This window comes from Vibrio kasasachensis (genome assembly GCF_050337565.1).
GTDB classification, from domain to species: Bacteria; Pseudomonadota; Gammaproteobacteria; order Enterobacterales; family Vibrionaceae; genus Vibrio; species Vibrio kasasachensis.
Map to the genome: position 1 here is coordinate 21,756 of NZ_JAKJTB010000016.1, position 18,344 is coordinate 40,099.

The following is an 18,344-nucleotide window of genomic DNA, read 5'->3' on the forward strand; positions in this document are numbered from 1 at the left end:
GGCAGCTTTTTTGTTATCCCCGATGAATCGAGTCATTGGCTTGTTTAAGTAGATTTTGGCTTTCAACCATAAATTGATGAGAGTAGTCGCCAAACCAATCACTGACTTGATTAAAGCTGTCGATAAAAGTCTCTTTATCGTTATTATCAAGAATCTGTAATGCTTCACCAAAGCGATGATGGAAGCGCTTGATCATCTCGATATTCTCTTGAGATGAGAAAATGATATCACCATAGAGATTTGGGTCTTGCCCGAACAAACGACCAACCATGGCAAGTTCTAAGCGATAGATTGGCGAACTTAATTGCATTAACTGATCAATGCTTGGATTCTCTCTGCTTAAATGCAGCCCGTACGCAAATGAAGTAAAGTGACGCAGTGCCTGAATAAGTGTCATACCATGATCATGCTCACTGGCATCAATTTGACAGAGGCTTGCCCCCCAAATAGCAAATTGCTTTAGTAGCCATTGATAGTGTTCTTCCCCTCTGCCATCGCAGTACACGATCACTTGTTTGGCTAAACTTGGTACATCCGGACCAAACATTGGGTGAAGACCAACCACAGGTCCTTTGTGAACTCGTAACATCGACGCTAACGGTTTCGACTTAATCGAGGTAAGGTCACACAAAATACAATCTTCAGGCAGCTTAGCTAACTTTTCAATTACACCTTGCGTAAGGTGAATCGGTACCGTCACAACCACCAGCCCAGCGCCATCTAAAATATCATCAGCACGATGCCAATCTTGGCTGCCCAATACTTTAACTTGATAACCTGAAAGGCTGAACATTCGCCCAAACAATCCACCCAGTTGCCCTTTACCGCCGACGATCACTACCGAACGTAACTCTGGGTTCAAACACTTAAAACCGGAATCTTTCTCGCTGGCATACGATTCACGCATCGTTCGACGCAAAATATCTTCAATCAGCTGCGGGGGAACACCGATTTTTTCAGCTTCCGTACGACGAGAAGCCAGCATAGCCGCCTCGCGATCGGGTGCGTAGATTGGTAAGCCATGTTCACTTTTTACTTCGCCCACTGTTTCCACCAAAGAAAGGCGCTGAGCAAGTAAATTGAGTATCTGCTTATCGACTGCATCGATCTGATCACGCAGTCCGTTTAACTGTTCGGCCATGAATGTCCCTATACTTTACGGCTTAAACTTTTAAGCGATCTTTTAAGAATGGCACCAACGCTGTGTGGGCATGACGTAATAGTGTCTCAGTTGCTTGCCAATTAATACAGGCATCTGTGATAGAAACCCCATATTGCATCTCATTTGTTGCCAGTTCCGAGGACTGGCTACCTTCATTAATATGGCTCTCAATCATTAAACCAATAATGGATTTATTCCCTTCACGAATTTGATGAATCACATCTTCCGCAACCAGTGGCTGGCGACGGTAATCTTTACGGGAGTTTGCGTGGCTGCAATCCACCATTAAAGAGGCATCAAGATCCATTTTTGCCATTTCTTCTTCACACTCAGCAACCGACACTGAATCATAGTTCGTTTGCTTACCACCACGAAGAATCACGTGCCCATTTGGGTTGCCTTGGGTGGTTAATAGCGCCACTTGTCCTTCACGGCTAATACCCATAAAACGGTGGCTTGAAGATGCGGCTTGCATTGCATTGATCGCTGTTGCTAAGCTGCCATCGGTGCCATTTTTAAACCCGATTGGCATTGAAAGACCACTGGCCATTTCGCGGTGAGTTTGCGATTCCGTCGTACGTGCGCCAATAGCGGCCCAGCTAAAGGTGTCCGCTAAGTATTGTGGACTAATTGGATCTAATGCTTCTGTAGCCAATGGAATATTCATTTCCGCCAATTCGACCAATAGCTCTCGTCCGACATGCAGACCATGCTCGATATCAAAACTACCATCAAGATGCGGATCATTGATCAGACCTTTCCACCCCACGGTAGTACGAGGTTTTTCAAAATACACTCGCATAACAATATACAGTTGGTCACTTAGTTGTTCTGAAATCGACTTCAAACGGCGAGCATAATCCTTTGCCATCTCAACATCATGAATTGAACAAGGACCACACACGATCAGTAAGCGCTGATCCTTTTTATGAATGATGTCCGAGATTGTTTGACGTGATTGTTGAATAAATTGGCGGGCACTATCACTCAGCGGCAACTTCGCCTTCAACTCATCAGGGGTAATCAATACCTGTTCTTCAATGATGTTGACATTACTCAATTCACTTTTTTGCATAACCGACACTCTGTAAATATTTTATTACACCAAAGTTTAACAACAACCAAGGCACGACTAGAACACTACAATAACAGGCGTTAGCTAGTTTTCAACTGTAAATTTAAATAAACACTCACTGTAAATTATTACTTACATTAACTGTAATTATAAGGTCTAAATAAAATCACTACTCAAAGCATGTTTTCTAATTGATAAAGCCTATAAAATAGTTATGAACAACTAATGGAAATAGGTTGAGCTGCATGGATTTAATACTCTCTCTACTGCAACAAATGTGTGTTTATTTAGTGCTCGCCTATATGCTGAGCAAGACCCCTATCTTTTTGCCTTTGCTCAATGTATCCAATCGACTTAGCCATAAACTGAGTATTTATGTGCTGTTTTCCCTTTTTTGTATCATGGGTACCTATTTTGGCTTGCAAATCAATGATGCCATTGCCAATACACGAGCAATTGGTGCTGTAATGGGAGGGCTGTTTGGTGGACCGGTAGTTGGTTTTTTTGTTGGTTTAACAGGTGGGTTGCATCGCTACTCGTTAGGTGGGTTTACTGATCTTGCCTGCGCTATTTCCACGACCGCTGAAGGGTTAATAGGCGGCTTGCTGCATACCTATTTGTTACGTAAAGGCAAAGGTATCCTGCTATTTAGTCCAAGTATTGTTTTCGGCGTAACTTTGTTCGCAGAAATTATTCAAATGGCGATACTCTTATTGGTTGCCAAGCCATTTGACCAAGCCTTTATTTTGGTTTCGGCTATTGCCGCTCCAATGATTATTGCTAACTCGGTAGGAGCTGCGCTGTTTATGAGCATCCTACAAGACCGAAAAACTATCTTTGAAGAATACTCCGCAACGTTCTCACGCCGAGCATTGAATATAGCTGAACGTTCTGTTGGAATATTATCTGCCGGTTTTAACACTAACACTGCAGAAAAAATAGCGCGTATCGTTTATGAAGAAACCAATGTAGGTGCGGTATCAATCACCGATGATGAAAAAATTCTCGCGTTCGTTGGTATCGGCGATGACCACCATAAACCGGATACACCCATCTCCTCTCAAAGTACCTTAGATGCGATTGCACAAGACAATATTATTTACCTTGATGGTAAAGATAAGCCTTACCAATGCTCACTATCTACACAGTGCAAACTCGGATCTGCTTTGATTATTCCTCTGCGTACTGGTGACAAAGTCATAGGCACGATTAAGCTATACGAGCCAAAGCGAAAACTATTTTCCACCATCAATATGTCGATGGGGCAAGGTATTGCTCAACTTTTATCAAGCCAAATTCTGTACGGCGATTATCAACTGAAACAATCATTGCTATCACAGGCAGAGATCAAGCTGCTTCATGCTCAGGTAAACCCTCACTTCCTATTTAATGCTTTAAATACGATTAGCGCCGTAGTACGCCGCAACCCAAGTAAGGCTCGTGAGTTGATTCAGCATTTATCACAGTTTTTCCGCAGTAACCTTAAGCAAGATATTGAAGAGGTCACCTTGCAAGATGAGCTCGAGCACGTTAATGCATATCTTACGATTGAAAAAGCGCGCTTTACTGACCGACTCGAAGTTGAAATGGATATTGATTCCGCTTGGCTCACTCGAAAATTGCCAACTTTTACGCTGCAACCGCTGGTTGAAAATGCCATTAAGCATGGTATCTCTAACTTATTAGAAGGTGGTGAAATACGGATCTATAGCCAGATAGTCGAGCAAGGATGTCAAATCACGGTCGAAGACAACGCCGGTAGCTATTTGGCACCTAAAGAAGATCACGAAGGGCTCGGTATGCAAATTGTCGCCAAGCGCTTAACCAATAAATTTGGTCGCATCAGTCAATTGAATATTGAAGTTGAACCTAACCAATACACACGAATGAGCTTCATCATTCCCCATAATGATAGTGAAGGAACAACGCTATGCTCTCCGCTTTAGTCGTAGATGATGAGCTATTTGCTCGTGAAGAATTGACCGAGTTATTAGAAGAAACTGGGCATATCACGGTAATAGATCAAGCGAGCAATGCCATTGAAGGTCTTAAGAAGATCAACCAACTAAAGCCGGATGTGGTATTTCTAGATATTCATATGCCACAGATATCAGGTATTGAGCTGCTGGGTATGCTCGATCCCGACATTCAAACTCGGGTTGTTTTCGTTACCGCTTATGATCAATTTGCGATTCAAGCGTTCGAAGAGAATGCCTTCGACTATCTGCTTAAACCTATAGATACTAGAAGGCTGGACGTTACCGTCAAAAGGCTGCTCAAGTCAGAGCAAAAAAAACTGCAACAATATGAAGTGATTTCTCCACCAAGCTTAGATCAGGTGCCTTGTATCGGTTTAAACCGTATTGTGATTGTGGCAACGCAAGATATTGAATTTGCCTACAGTGATATTAGCGGAGTGCATGTGCAGACAACTGAGCAATCAGCCACCAGCCAACTCACGCTTAAAGTACTTGAGGAGAAAACGCCTTTAGTGCGCTGCCATCGCCAGTACCTGATCAACATTAAGGCAATCAAAGAAATAAAACTGTTGGAAAATGGCTTAGCAGAAATCATCACCTGCAGCGATCACCCTATTCCTGTCAGCCGCCGCTATTTGAAAACATTGAAAGAGCTATTAGGTTTTCATTAACCCCAATACAAAAGAGCTACCTAGGTAGCTCTTTATTACACTGTGGATGTTTAGCAATCTAATATTCGCTTCATTGCTTCAGAAGCTTGACGCCATTTTTCACTACGCTGCAATTCATTTAGGCTAAATGACTGCTTTTTGAGTAATGGAGCAGCTTGTGGCGTTTCCATCACTGGTAGATTATCCAAAACTTCAATCTGTGCTTGACGGTTATTACACATCAACAGCATATCGCAACCAGCAACCAACGCTTGATGAGATCGAGCCGCCGGTCCTCCCATCACAGCCGCACCTTCCATATTTAGGTCATCAGAGAAAACGATCCCTTTAAACCCCAACTGCTCACGAAGTACTTTTTTGAGCCAGAATGGTGAACCACTTGCTGGTTGATCGTCATATTGTGAGTAAATTACATGAGCAGGCATCATCGCATCTAATGTTCCCGCTTCAATTTGCGCTTTGAATATAGCCATATCGCGCTCAAGGATGGTATCGCGTTCATCGTATGGCGTCTCTAAATGAGAGTCGGCAATAACGCCACCATGCCCAGGGAAATGCTTACCTGTTGTTGCCATGCCTACAGCCTTCATACCGCGCATATACGCTGTACTGTGCCGTATAACACTTTCAAAATCCTCACCAAAAGCACGATCACCAACGGCCTTACATTCAAAACCTTTATCGAGGACAGGGGCAAAGCTTAAGTCCACATCATGAGCAATAAGTTCTGCAGCCATCAACCAGCCGCCAAGCTCTGCCATTTGCTCGCTATTGGCTTGTTCTGCGTACAATTTGGCAGCAGGTATACGCGAAAAACCTTCACGAAAACGCTGTACTCGACCACCTTCCTGATCCACGCCAATTAAAATAGGTCGTTTAGCCGCTTTGCGAATTTCGCTATTCAATGCCAAAAGCTGTTTGCTGTCATGATAGTTGCGTGAAAATAGAATCAACCCACCCACTGTTGGGTGTTGTAAAATCTCTTTATCTTCAGCGGTTAACTCGTATCCAGCAACATCCAACCATAACGGACCCATAATTTCTCCTAACTGCGCTCTAATTTCGCTTTGGCTTTGAGGTTATTCTGATTATTCTTAGTTTACAATGGATAAGTGAGCCTATTATTGAAAATTGGATATGAGTACAAAACAACGATTTATTGGTGTGATGTCAGGCACCAGCATGGATGGTGTCGACACAGCGTTGGTCGAAATAGAAGGCAGTCATATTGAGTTACTTTCTTCGCTCGACTTCCCTTTTCCAGAGCACCTAAAACAGCGCCTACTGAATATTTGCCTAGGGCAAGCCACCAACTTGGCTGAAATTGGTGAGCTCGACCACTTATTAGGTCACTTATTTGCCGACGCTGTTAATGCGTTGCTAGAACACGCCAATTGCCCAGCCAGTAGCATTACCGCGATTGGCAATCATGGGCAAACGGTCTACCACCGACCTGATGGTGCTGCGCCATTCACTATGCAGCTTGGTGATGCCAACATAATTGCCACCAAAACAGACATTGATACGGTGGCAGATTTTCGCCGCAAAGATATGGCGCTCGGTGGGCAAGGCGCACCTTTAGTACCAGCTTTTCATCAATCTATATTTGCTGCTACTGATTCAAGTGTTGTGGTACTCAACATTGGTGGTATCGCCAATATTTCAGTGTTGCGCCATAACCATCCCGTAACTGGTTATGATACGGGACCTGGCAATATGTTAATGGATGCTTGGTGTCAAAAACATCACGGTAGCAAATATGATCAGGACGCATTATTTGCGCTAGAAGGTGTCATTAATCAATCACTACTCAACGCCTTATTAGCAGAGCCTTATTTGACTCGCTCAGCACCAAAGAGCACCGGGCGTGAATTGTTCAACATGCCTTGGCTTGAGAAAATGCTCGCTGCGGTATCAATTGCACCACAAGATGTTCAACGCACACTGTGTGAATATAGCGCGCTGACGATTGCGAATGAAGTTCAGCTCTATCAACAAGGTGCAGCCCCCGAACTACTCGTGTGTGGAGGTGGCGTGCATAACCCGCTATTAATGTCTCGCTTAGCGGCGTTATTGCCTAATTGGTCGGTACGATCAACAGAGGATAAAGGCGTAGACTGTGACAACATGGAAGCAATGGCGTTCGCCTGGCTTGCTCAACGTCGTATACACAATTTACCGAGTAACCTACCTGAAGTTACTGGTGCCAGCCAACTGGCTTCGCTCGGTGTACTTTACTTTGCGTAACAATAAGGAACGTTATGACTAGCGATGATCTCATTGCCGCTTTATCACATTTGGTTTCAGAGGGGCGAAATCCGGACACTATGGATATCGATTTACTCTCCTCACTTGAAATCATAACGCGCATAAACCAGCAAGATAAATTGGTACCCCTTGCCGTTGAGAAAGTACTACCAGAGATAGCTCAAGCCATAGATAAAATCACTGAAGCATTTAAAGCCGGCGGTAGATTAATTTATATGGGTGCAGGTACTAGCGGTCGCTTGGGCGTACTGGACGCATCTGAATGTCCGCCAACCTTTGGGGTTTCGGACAAAATGGTAATTGGGTTAATTGCCGGTGGTCCTGAAGCGATCTTAAAAGCCAAAGAAGGTGCTGAAGACTCTCTAGAACTTGGTGTCGAAGACTTAAAAAATATCAACTTTAATACTAAAGATGTCGTGGTTGGTATTGCCGCAAGTGGTCGAACGCCTTACGTGATCGGCGCACTACGCTATGCTAACCAATTAGGTGCGACCACTGTTGCCCTTTCATGTAACCCCGATTCTGCGATAGCAACAGAAGCTCAAATAGCGATCAGCCCGGTGGTTGGTCCTGAAGCGTTAACAGGCTCAACCCGCTTAAAATCAGGCACAGCACAAAAGCTGGTCTTAAATATGATGAGCACCGCTAGCATGATCCGATTAGGTAAAAGTTACCAAAACCTAATGGTTGATGTAAAAGCAACTAACGAAAAGCTGGTTGCTCGCGCGGCGCGCATTGTAATGCAAGCGACGGAGTGTGATAAATCAGTCGCGACTCAAGCTCTAGAAAAAACATGTTGCGATGTTAAGCTCGCGATACTGATGATTTTGACCGGAATGGATATCGATACAGCGAAACTTCAGCTGATTGAAAAAGAGGGATTCTTACGTCGTGCAGTTGAAGAGTATCACACTAAATAGATTTTGAAGGCTTGGTTTACCAAGCCTTACTTTTACACGCCGCGTTAATATGTAATTCGTGATTCATTCCAACCGCGTTGCCACTCCATGCGAAAACGTTGCGCATCCTCAGTACCTTCGCAAACACCTTCGTAATATTGACCTGATAGACCAATTTGATACGCAGCATTCGGGTTGCAGTACTTATTTACCCCTTCTAAATAACCTTGATCGTAATCTGCCGTATTGACGTTACCCATGCTTGATAGCTCTCGCATGCTGCGCGAATTGTTGCCACTAACGCCATCTTGATAGCCCACTTGATACCAGTCACCTGCTTTCGCCATTTCATCGATTGAACTAACACACCCAGCTAACAGCCCTAGCAACATGACACTCAATAGCTTTTTCATTATTTTTCCTTATGATTCGCTTTGCATCATCAGTGTAACCACTATACCCAAGTGACTTCAAGATGCAGGATTCAGAGTCTTACTTGGGTTTAACACCTCATATTGACTACTTAACTTCGGTAGAACCACTTAAGTGATGAGATTGCCACTAAAATGATGATACGACCACTCACCCCAAATCAACATGAACTTGCCCCAAAGACCCCATATTATTCAAGATGAATTCTAAGATCAGGGGACAAGAGCTATGTTGTGGTTTTTAACTTGTGTTGCCGCGTTAATCGGTGGCTACTTTATCTACGGTGCCTTTATTGAAAAGATTTTTGGCATCAATGTAAATCGACAAACACCCGCACATACCAAAACAGACGGGGTTGACTATGTACCCATGTCGACTAAAAAAGTTTATCTAGTTCAATTGCTTAACATTGCAGGCGTTGGTCCAATTTTCGGCCCAATTATGGGAGCCCTATACGGACCAGCTGCAATGTTATGGATTGTACTAGGCTGTATCTTCGCCGGTGCCGTGCATGATTACTTCTCAGGCATGCTCTCTATCCGTAATGGCGGTGCATCAGTACCAACCATCACTGGTCGATACCTAGGCAATGGCGCAAAACACTTTATGAACATCTTTGCCATCGTCTTACTACTACTGGTTGGTGTCGTTTTTGTTTCAGCACCTGCAGGCATGATCACTAACCTTATCAATGATCAAACTGATCTTACCGTTAGTATGACTACCATGGTCATGCTGATCTTTGGTTACTACATCATCGCGACAATTGTTCCTGTTGATAAGATCATCGGTCGCTTCTATCCACTATTTGGTGCACTGCTTATATTTATGTCAGTCGGTCTAATTACGGCTGTCGCATTCTCCAGCGAGCATACTGTGATGGGTGACTTCCAAATCACTGACATGTTCTCTAACTTAAATCCAAATGATATGCCAATCTGGCCTGCACTATTCATTACCATTGCGTGTGGTGCGATATCTGGCTTCCATGCGACACAGTCTCCACTTATGGCTCGCTGTATGGAAAATGAAAAGAATGGTCGTTTCGTATTCTACGGCGCGATGATTGGTGAAGGTATTATCGCTCTAATTTGGTGTGCTCTAGCACTATCGTTCTTCGGTTCTATCGACTCACTAGCTGAAGCAGTGGCGAATGGTGGCCCTGGTAACGTTGTGTACAGCTCTTCATTTGGTCTACTGGGTGCGTTTGGTGGTGTACTTGCTTTCTTAGGTGTGGTGATTCTACCTATCACTTCAGGTGATACTGCGTTCCGCTCTAGCCGCTTAATTCTGGCTGAATACTTCAATATGGAGCAAAAAACACTACGTAACCGCTTACTGATGGCTTTACCACTGTTTGTAATTGGCGGCATTCTTACTCAAGTAGATTTCGGTATTATTTGGCGTTACTTTGGCTTTGCTAACCAAACGACAGCCGTCATGATGTTATGGACAGCTTCAGCATACTTGCTTCGTCACAACAAACTGCATTGGATTACTTCTGTTCCAGCACTGTTTATGACTAGCGTGTGTGTCACCTTTATCCTTAACAACAGTTCGCTTGGCTTTGGTCTGCCAATGCAAATCTCGACAATTGTTGGTGTCGTGGTTGCTGTTGCGGCACTGTGTTATGTGATTAAAGTATCGAAAGGCAAAGGCGATACCGAATTGGCTGATGAAGAAAAGCCAAGCGGAACAACTGAAATAGCTTAAATTTCAAAATGGATAGTGTAATTAAGACAAAGGCTCCTAATTAGGAGCCTTTTTATTTATCATTTCAATAACTATGGCGCCTCAGTCAACGTCGCAGTCATATGTCGACTCTCTGCACCGAACGCCAATCTCGCTCGTTGCTGCATATAGTCCAAAGTAATGCTTTGCGCCGTTTGCTCAATGTTAAGTAGAGCATCGATTCCATAGCCATGGATGAGATATCGAGTATAGAACCAACTACGGTCAACAGGATCAAGGCCGAGCGACTCCAAAGCCACTGTTAACTGCTTAGCAGCCGTTGTTACTTCTTGCTGTGTAATTGTAGAGCTCAAACTTACTAAGAACTTACTTAGCTCAGAATCCACCGCTTCGATATCCTTGCTGGCGATATTAGTACTGATCATCCAGTCAGAAACCGACTCTCCATCTTGAATTACAGAATAGATTTCTGGTGCATAATCAAAACCGTATTTTCCTCGAATGTGATCATCCAATCGAATGTTGCTGATTTTTTGCAGCATATCATCAGCAAAGACTTCTTTTGCCGTTCTAGGCTGAGGCGTTGTGTTTATTACGCGCTTTATCATTAACACTGAATCCTCTTTTGCTGCCGCAATATCAATGCGTGGTTGCGCTTTTTGATCATAACCATTGCCCAAATGTATCGCCGCAGGTGGATCTGCTTGCAGAGAAATCTGCGAGATGTATTTGCTGATCAATGGCGCGATTTGCTCCGGTTCCATATCAGCAATAATCACCAACTTATTTGAACGGTCATAAGAAAATAACGTTTTATGCACCGCTTTCATTTGCTCAACCGTCACACTGGCGATATCGCTATTTAACAAGAAGCGATGGCGACTGTTAGGCAGGTAAGTATTGGCATTAATCGCTTCATAGTACTTACCTTGTGGGGAATTTAAGTTAACGTCATTATCTTGATAAGCGCCTTTCTTAACCGCATCCAACTGTCTCTCATCAAGTTTCACTTCACTGGCAATGTTATAAACAACATTAAATGCGAGAGGCAAACTATCTAACGAAGTATTTACGTCAATCCCATGAGAGGTGAGCTCTACAAAAGGGAATACTGCCACATCTTTTTTACGCAGGAATCTATCTAATTTCGCGCCATTAAATTCACCTAAACCACTTCGAATTGCTGTATCAATGAGTAAGTTGCTGGCAGCATAAAGATCTGGAGATAGTGCAGCTCGACCTCCCTGACTGGCGTAAGTAACATAGGCGCGTTTACCAGCTTTAGCGTCCTGCTGAAACCATACCTCAATACCATTACTTAGCTGCCAAACCGTTAGGTTTCGCTCACGATCGACACGAGAGAGGATTTTGCCTTCTTGTATTGGCTGCAATAGTTCTGATGTCACCTTATCCAATGCGACGGGCTTGACACCTTTTTTAGCGTACATGACAGGGAGCAACTCAAGTCGCTTAACATTAGCATTAAGCTCTTGGTTTGATTCAAAGCCTATTAGCCATGTTAATTTGGAGGACAGCATATCGTCTAGGTTGTTGTTGACCCGCTTCAAACTCATAGACCTGATAAACTTCTGCAAAGTCTTATGGTGGTGCTTGTTACCTTGAATTATCTGTCCATTATCGAGGGCGTTAACCTTGTTAGCGGCGAAGAATGGCGGCTTATGCTTCTCCCAAGTCGTGTCATGATTATTAAGCGCAGCTTGATAACCTGCCATAACACTATCGAGTTCACCTTGTGTCACACCAAAATCACGTAGCGAACGCAACGTGGCAATAAACAATCCCTCGACTGTGTCTCGTTGTTGTGGCGAAAATGAAATCGTACCCACCGAAAAACGATCATAGTTTATCCAATAGGTATGCGTGCCAAAATTCTGTACTGCTATCGCAGAATCACTCAACGCTTCTGATAATCGCTGGCTAATCAAGCTCTGGCTCACTTCATCAATCCAAAGTTGATGCTGTTGCTTGTGGGTGGTGAGCTTACTGTTTGCTTCTCTATCAATCGCATAACTCAAACTCGGCGATTCCTTATCGCCTATCGAGATGGCTCTAGAACTAAGATCAAGTTTAAAGCGACGTTGCTTTTTCGCTGTCAATTTGCCATTGCTTATCCAACCAGCAAAATGCTGTTCAAGTAACTGAGGGAGTTCTTTTTCTTTCACATCCCCAACAATAACAATTTCGGCGTTCTGCGGTTGATACCACTGTTGATAGTATTCTTGTAAACCTTCAGCGGTCGCCTCACTGACCGATCGCTTGGTGCCGATTGGATCTGCATCAGCCAAAACACTTTCTTTAATCATCTGCTCATAGACCTTCGTATGCAGATTTTTATGTTCTGGTCTGCGCATTCGAAATTCACCAAGAATGACGTCTTTTTCTTTTTCCACCTCTTCGGGGTCAAAGACAATGCCATCAGCAACATCTCTCATCCATGTAAGCGCAGTACCTAAATCTTCTTTACCGACGAGATCAAGTTGGTAGACCGTCAATTGATAACTGGTAAATGCGTTTATATCGGGACCAAACTGCGCACCGCTTTCTTCAATAACCTTGATAATCTGGTTAGCAGTAAAATTACGGCTGCCATTAAAAGCCATATGCTCTACAAAATGGGCATAACCTTTTTGCTCATCATTTTCTTGCAACGAACCAGCATTTAGGACCAATCGAACTGAGACTTCTTTATCATCGGTAGGGTAAATATGGTAAATCAGCCCATTGTCTAATTTCCCTTGTGTCCAATTCGGATCTTCCGTCAGTGCTTTAGCGTAGCTGGGCATGCACACCACGAGCAAAGCTACTAAAACAACTAACATCCACTTGTGTACATATTGCATCAATAACTCCAGCCATATTCAACTCAACTCACTATACTCAGCTTGGAATGCAAATTATTATTCGCGGAAGGGACGATAGTAAAAATACAGCGCACATCACCCGACGATGAAATTAATCAAACCATCAAAAAGTATTCATTATTTCATGGCTGGACGCCGATAATAAAAAAGCCGCTGTTCACATGAGCAGCGGCTTTAATTAATGGATAAATGAAGCGTTAATCTATTTGCTTGATTTGCAGCTCTTTTGGTACTTCAAAGAACATATTCTCTTCACGCCCAGTCACTTCTTCTACAGAGCGTGTACCAACTAGATCTTTAATGCGTTCCATAATTTGATTAACGAGTTCTTCCGGCGCTGAAGCCCCCGCGGTTACGCCTACTCGGCGCTTACCATCAAACCATTTGGCTTGAATATCTTCTGGGCAATCGGTTAGATAGCCTGGTGTGCCGAGTTTTTCTGCCAGTTCTTTCAAGCGAGTAGAGTTTGATGAGTTTTTCGAACCCACCACGATCACTACTTCAACTTTCTCAGCAATTTCACGCACCGCATCTTGGCGGTTTTGCGTTGCGTAGCAAATGTCATCTTTACGAGGGCCTTGGATCTCAGGGAACACTCGGCGAAGCTCTGCAATCACATCTGCGGTTTCATCAACTGATAACGTCGTTTGGCTAACATAATGCAACTCACTCGGATCTTTCACCACCTCAAGCAATGTAGCCACATCTTCAGGTTTTTCAACTAGGTACATGCCGCCAATTTCGCTTGAATATTGCCCCATGGTGCCTTCCACCTCTGGATGACCAGCATGACCAATCAATACCACTTCCATGCTACGACGACTTGCTCGTGCTACTTCCATGTGTACTTTTGTCACTAGCGGACAAGTTGCATCAAAAACCGTCAAATCGCGATCTTTTGCCTCTTTACGTACTGCCTGCGATACACCATGAGCGGAGAAAATTACAATGTTGTCATCTGGCACTTCACTTAATTCTTCAACGAACACCGCACCGCGCTGCTTAAGCCCTTCCACAACAAAGCGGTTATGCACCACTTCATGGCGAACGTAAATTGGAGGCTGATAGATTTCCAAAGCACGTTCTACTATGCTGATGGCGCGATCAACACCAGCGCAAAAGCCACGTGGGTTAGCTAACAGGATTTTCATTTCATTGCTCATGGAGTCGTTTCTTCTATGGGGCGTTATTCTACTGACAAAATTTCAACTGCAAAAGTCACATCTTGTCCTGCTAGAGGGTGATTAAAGTCAACCGTGACCGAATCTCCGGCGATTTCGGTAATAATCCCCGGGATTTCCATACCATCCGGTCCACTAAACGCCATGATTGTGCCAATTTCAACCTCGACATCACCAACAAACTTTGCGCGATCCATATAATGAATATTGTCTGGATTTGGCATACCAAATGCGTCCGCTGCGGCAAGTTCAATAACCTTGCTTTCACCCGCTTGTAAACCTATCAGACACTGTTCAAAGTTATCACTCAAACTACCATCGCCAATGACAAGTTTTGCTGGCTTGCCCATATTGTGGGTACTATCAGCTACGGAACCATCTTTCATTTTGATAGTGAAATGAAGAGTGACTGTAGAATCTTGGGTTATGGCTATCACGTTACTGCATCCTTGTCGTTTTTATACGTTCTAATTTAAAGGGTAGGATTGATGATGTATACCCTAGAAACTTGACGTTGCCACTTTATTGCTGGCACTGCAAATTTATATAAACGGGTATACTAAAAAGCGCCGCCTGAATCAACAGACAGCGCTTGGGGTTATTCCATTTTTGGGTTATACTTTGGCTTTATCTTTACTGATAAAGCCATCAAGGATAATCATCGCTGCGCCAATACAGATAGTACTGTCAGCCAAGTTAAAAGCAGGCCAATGGAAATCACCTATATAGAAGTGCAGATAATCCACAACGTAACCGTGCATGATACGATCATAAACGTTGCCAATTGCGCCACCAATAATCATGGCATAAGCAATATTATTCCATTTCTCCTTCGCGGGTAACTTACTCATCCAGTAAGTCAGCATTGCTGTAACAGCAAATGCAATCGCGGTGAAAAACCAGCGTTGCCATCCAGATTGATCACTTAGAAAACTAAATGCTGCACCGTAGTTGTGCACATAGGTTAAATTGAAAAATGGAAGAATTTCGATACTGTTCTTCCAGCCATATCCCATATTGTTCATCACAACATATTTTATAGCGATATCCGCAACGAAAAGAATTAACGCTAACCAAAGCCAGCGCACGCCCGATTGTCTCAAAGAAGTTTCTGTCATTTCAGATCCTAAAAATAACCCCAGTAAAGACTGGGGCCATTAGATTTGGAAAAGGTTCCAATCCGAATTGGACTACTCAAAATAATTGGAACCATAGCGTGATGCTATAGCCCCAGAATGAAGAGTAATTAGGCAAACTTACGCGCTTCGCCTTCACCTTCTACGTTGGTCACACAACGACCACAAACTTTGCCATGAGCGTCAATTGTGCCTACATCTGGCGTGTGGTGCCAACAGCGCTCACACTTCTCAGCTTCAGTCGCTTTAACTTCAACAAATAGACCTTCAATGTCGGTTGCTTTAGCGGCGTCTGACTTTTCGCTCAGAGGTTTAACGACAGCTTCTGAAGTTAGCAATACAAAACGTAACTCATCTTCAAGCAGGTTAACTTTTGCAGCCAAAGCATCATCTACAAACAAGGTTACTTCCGCTTGCAGCGAACCACCGATAACTTTGTCAGCACGTGCTGTTTCAAGTAGCTTGTTTACACTACCACGAACTTGCTGGATTTCTGTCCAGAATTCGTTGTTAAGCGTTTCATCTTGTTTTAGACCGAATAAACCATCGAACCATTCGCCAGTGAAGACAAACTTCTCACGCTCGCCAGGCATTTCATTCCAGATCTCATCAGCGGTGAACGACATGATCGGTGCCATCCAACGAACCAATGCTTCGACAATGTAGAAAAGAGCCGTTTGACAACTGCGTTGAGCATGACCGCCCAATTTAGCCGTGTATTGACGGTCTTTAATTACGTCTAAGTAGAATGAACCCATCTCTACAGAACAAAAGTGCATTAGACGCTGCATTACTGCATGCGTGTTGTATTCATCGTATGCTTTAATAATTTCTTGTTGTGCTGCTAATGCGCGACCTACAGCCCAACGATCCAATGCAACCATATCTTCAGCTTCAACAATATCAGTTACTGGGTTAAAGCCATTTAGGTTTGCTAGGAAGAAACGCGCCGTGTTACGAATACGACGGTATGCATCTGCTGAACGTTTTAGGATCTCATCTGAAACTGCCACTTCACCAGTGTAGTCAGTTGAAGCAACCCATAAACGAAGAATATCAGCACCTAACTTGTTAGTGACGTCTTTTGGAGCGACAACGTTGCCCACAGATTTAGACATCTTACGACCGTGACCATCAACAACGAAACCATGCGTTAACACCTGCTTGTATGGTGCTTCGTCTTTCATCGCAATAGATGAAATTAGCGACGATTGGAACCAACCACGGTGTTGATCTGAACCTTCTAGGTATAGATCAGCACTGTGGCCATTAAACTCTTCACGAGCATCAACAACCGAATAATGAGTAACACCTGAGTCAAACCATACGTCTAGTGTATCTAACACTTTTTCGTATTGCTCGGCGTCGTCACCTAGAAGTTCTGCGTTTTCTACATCCCACCAAGCTTGAATGCCTTTTTGCTCAACCAGTTGAGCAACTTTTTCAATTAGCTCTAGTGAATTAGGGTGAAGCTCAGCAGTCTCTTTGTGTACAAATAGAGCAATTGGCACGCCCCAAGTACGTTGACGAGAGATACACCACTCAGGACGACCTTCAATCATACCTTCGATGCGGCTTTGACCCCATTCAGGTAACCACTGAACACCTTTAATTGACTCTAGCGCTTTAGCACGTAAACCCGCTTGATCCATTGAGATGAACCATTGTGGTGTTGCACGGAAAATGATTGGAGTCTTATGACGCCAGCAATGTGGGTAGCTGTGCTCGTATGCGTGATGATGTAGTAATGCGCCTTTTTCTTTTAGCGTCTCAACAACTGCATCATTCGCTTTAAACACGTGTTGACCAGCAAATAGTTCTGTATCTGGCAGGTAAACACCATTTGAACCTACTGGGTTAGCAACTTCTAAGTCGTATTTTTTACCAACCACGAAATCTTCTTGACCATGACCAGGTGCAGTATGAACTACGCCCGTACCTGAATCTGTCGTAACGTGGTCGCCAAGAACCGCAGGTACAGTGAAGTCGTAGAATGGATGTTGGAATTGAACTAATTCAAGATCCGCACCTTTAGCAAAACCAAGATTATGGAAGTGCTCAATACCGGCACGGTCCATTACTTCTTTCGCCAGTTCCGATGCAACGATAATGCGCTCAGTGCGCTGTTCGTTTGCAGCAGAAGCTTCTACTTGGATTAATACGTACTCAAGATCATCACGTAGACACACTGCGCGGTTAGCAGGAAGAGTCCATGGTGTTGTTGTCCAGATAACGATAGAGACGTCACCGTGACCTTCATGACCTTCGTTTAGTGCAAACTTAGACAGTAGCGCAGCTTCGTCTGCTGCTTTAAAGCGAACATCAATAGACGGAGAAACTTTGTCTTTGTACTCAACTTCTGCTTCTGCAAGTGCGCTGCCACAATCTGTACACCAGTGAACAGGTTTAAAACCTTTTAGCAGGTGACCATTATCTGCGATTTTACCTAGCGCACGAATGATGTTTGCTTCAGTAGCAAAATCCATAGTGCGGTAAGGTTTATCCCACTCACCCATAATACCAAGACGTTTGAAGCTCTCTTTTTGACCTTCAACTTGACCTGCTGCGTAATCGCGGCACTTCTCGCGGAATTCTGCTGCCGTCACTTTTTGTCCTGGTTTACCCACTTTCTTCTCTACCATTAGTTCGATAGGAAGACCATGGCAGTCCCAACCCGGAACGTATGGTGCATCAAAACCTGAAAGTGTTTTGGATTTAATAATAATGTCTTTAAGAATCTTGTTTAGCGCATGGCCAATGTGAATATCACCGTTCGCATATGGAGGACCATCATGCAAAATAAATGATTTTTTGCCTTTTTTAGCTTTACGGATTTCACCGTAAAGATCTTCTTTGTACCAACGCTTAAGCATTTCTGGCTCACGATTAGCCAGGTTACCGCGCATCGGAAACCCTGTTTCAGGTAAGTTCAGGGTATCTTTATAGTCACTCATCGATTCTTAATTC

14 protein-coding genes are annotated in these 18,344 nt (G+C 43.7%); 5 read left to right on the top strand and 9 right to left on the bottom strand.

Going from position 1 to position 18,344, the window contains the following annotated elements; translation table 11 throughout:
• Nucleotides 1–13: 13 nt before the first annotated feature.
• Together tyrA and L4C38_RS13665 are read right to left on the bottom strand one after the other, a co-directional pair.
• On the bottom strand, nucleotides 14–1,141 hold the full coding sequence (gene tyrA, locus L4C38_RS13660) for a bifunctional chorismate mutase/prephenate dehydrogenase (protein WP_428798114.1): 1,128 nt from the start codon (nucleotides 1,139–1,141) through the stop codon (nucleotides 14–16).
• 22 nt (nucleotides 1,142–1,163) lie between these two features.
• A complete protein-coding gene (locus tag L4C38_RS13665; protein WP_428798115.1) occupies nucleotides 1,164–2,237 on the bottom strand; it encodes a 3-deoxy-7-phosphoheptulonate synthase in 1,074 nt (357 codons plus the stop codon).
• A 245-nt stretch (nucleotides 2,238–2,482) separates the two neighbouring features.
• Between L4C38_RS13665 and L4C38_RS13670 the strand changes: the two genes are divergently transcribed.
• Together L4C38_RS13670 and btsR are read left to right on the top strand one after the other, a co-directional pair.
• On the top strand, nucleotides 2,483–4,183 hold the full coding sequence (locus tag L4C38_RS13670) for a LytS/YhcK type 5TM receptor domain-containing protein (RefSeq protein WP_428798116.1): 1,701 nt from the start codon (nucleotides 2,483–2,485) through the stop codon (nucleotides 4,181–4,183).
• On the top strand, nucleotides 4,168–4,887 hold the full coding sequence (btsR, locus tag L4C38_RS13675) for a two-component system response regulator BtsR (RefSeq protein WP_428798117.1): 720 nt from the start codon (nucleotides 4,168–4,170) through the stop codon (nucleotides 4,885–4,887). Before L4C38_RS13670 ends, btsR begins: the two co-directional genes overlap by 16 nt.
• A 50-nt stretch (nucleotides 4,888–4,937) precedes the next feature.
• Here the strand turns inward: btsR and nagZ are convergent, their stop codons facing one another.
• The gene (nagZ, locus tag L4C38_RS13680) at nucleotides 4,938–5,924 is read right to left on the bottom strand and encodes a beta-N-acetylhexosaminidase (protein WP_428798118.1); all 987 of its coding nucleotides are present in this window, start codon (nucleotides 5,922–5,924) and stop codon (nucleotides 4,938–4,940) included.
• 100 nt (nucleotides 5,925–6,024) lie between these two features.
• On the opposite strand from nagZ, the gene L4C38_RS13685 reads away from it, so the two are divergent.
• Nucleotides 6,025–7,134 (top strand): anhydro-N-acetylmuramic acid kinase, encoded by a 1,110-nt coding sequence (locus tag L4C38_RS13685; RefSeq protein ID WP_428798119.1) that lies wholly within the window; start codon nucleotides 6,025–6,027, stop codon nucleotides 7,132–7,134.
• Nucleotides 7,135–7,148: 14 nt separating this feature from the next.
• Nucleotides 7,149–8,075: an N-acetylmuramic acid 6-phosphate etherase gene (murQ, locus tag L4C38_RS13690; protein ID WP_428798120.1), complete on the top strand. Its 927-nt coding sequence runs from the start codon at nucleotides 7,149–7,151 to the stop codon at nucleotides 8,073–8,075.
• A 44-nt stretch (nucleotides 8,076–8,119) separates the two neighbouring features.
• Here the strand turns inward: murQ and L4C38_RS13695 are convergent, their stop codons facing one another.
• Nucleotides 8,120–8,467 (bottom strand): DUF2799 domain-containing protein, encoded by a 348-nt coding sequence (locus L4C38_RS13695; RefSeq protein ID WP_428798121.1) that lies wholly within the window; start codon nucleotides 8,465–8,467, stop codon nucleotides 8,120–8,122.
• Between the two features lie 247 nt (nucleotides 8,468–8,714).
• Between L4C38_RS13695 and L4C38_RS13700 the strand changes: the two genes are divergently transcribed.
• A complete protein-coding gene (locus L4C38_RS13700) occupies nucleotides 8,715–10,199 on the top strand; it encodes a carbon starvation CstA family protein (RefSeq protein WP_428798122.1) in 1,485 nt (494 codons plus the stop codon).
• A 71-nt stretch (nucleotides 10,200–10,270) separates the two neighbouring features.
• Here the strand turns inward: L4C38_RS13700 and L4C38_RS13705 are convergent, their stop codons facing one another.
• The 5 genes from L4C38_RS13705 to ileS all read right to left on the bottom strand — a co-directional run bounded on the left by L4C38_RS13705 (nucleotide 10,271) and on the right by ileS (nucleotide 18,331).
• Nucleotides 10,271–13,039 carry a M16 family metallopeptidase gene (locus L4C38_RS13705; protein ID WP_428798123.1) on the bottom strand — a complete coding sequence of 923 codons (2,769 nt, stop codon included), beginning with the start codon at nucleotides 13,037–13,039 and terminating at the stop codon, nucleotides 10,271–10,273.
• A gap of 218 nt (nucleotides 13,040–13,257) precedes the next feature.
• A complete protein-coding gene (gene ispH, locus L4C38_RS13710) occupies nucleotides 13,258–14,223 on the bottom strand; it encodes a 4-hydroxy-3-methylbut-2-enyl diphosphate reductase (RefSeq protein ID WP_428798124.1) in 966 nt (321 codons plus the stop codon).
• A gap of 23 nt (nucleotides 14,224–14,246) precedes the next feature.
• Nucleotides 14,247–14,678, bottom strand: a complete 432-nt coding sequence (gene fkpB / locus L4C38_RS13715) for an FKBP-type peptidyl-prolyl cis-trans isomerase (protein ID WP_428798125.1) — start codon at nucleotides 14,676–14,678, stop codon at nucleotides 14,247–14,249.
• A gap of 177 nt (nucleotides 14,679–14,855) precedes the next feature.
• A complete protein-coding gene (lspA, locus tag L4C38_RS13720) occupies nucleotides 14,856–15,359 on the bottom strand; it encodes a signal peptidase II (RefSeq protein ID WP_428798126.1) in 504 nt (167 codons plus the stop codon).
• Between the two features lie 128 nt (nucleotides 15,360–15,487).
• Complete coding sequence (ileS, locus tag L4C38_RS13725) at nucleotides 15,488–18,331, bottom strand: isoleucine--tRNA ligase (protein WP_428798127.1); 2,844 nt, start codon at nucleotides 18,329–18,331, stop codon at nucleotides 15,488–15,490.
• Nucleotides 18,332–18,344: the final 13 nt, after the last annotated feature.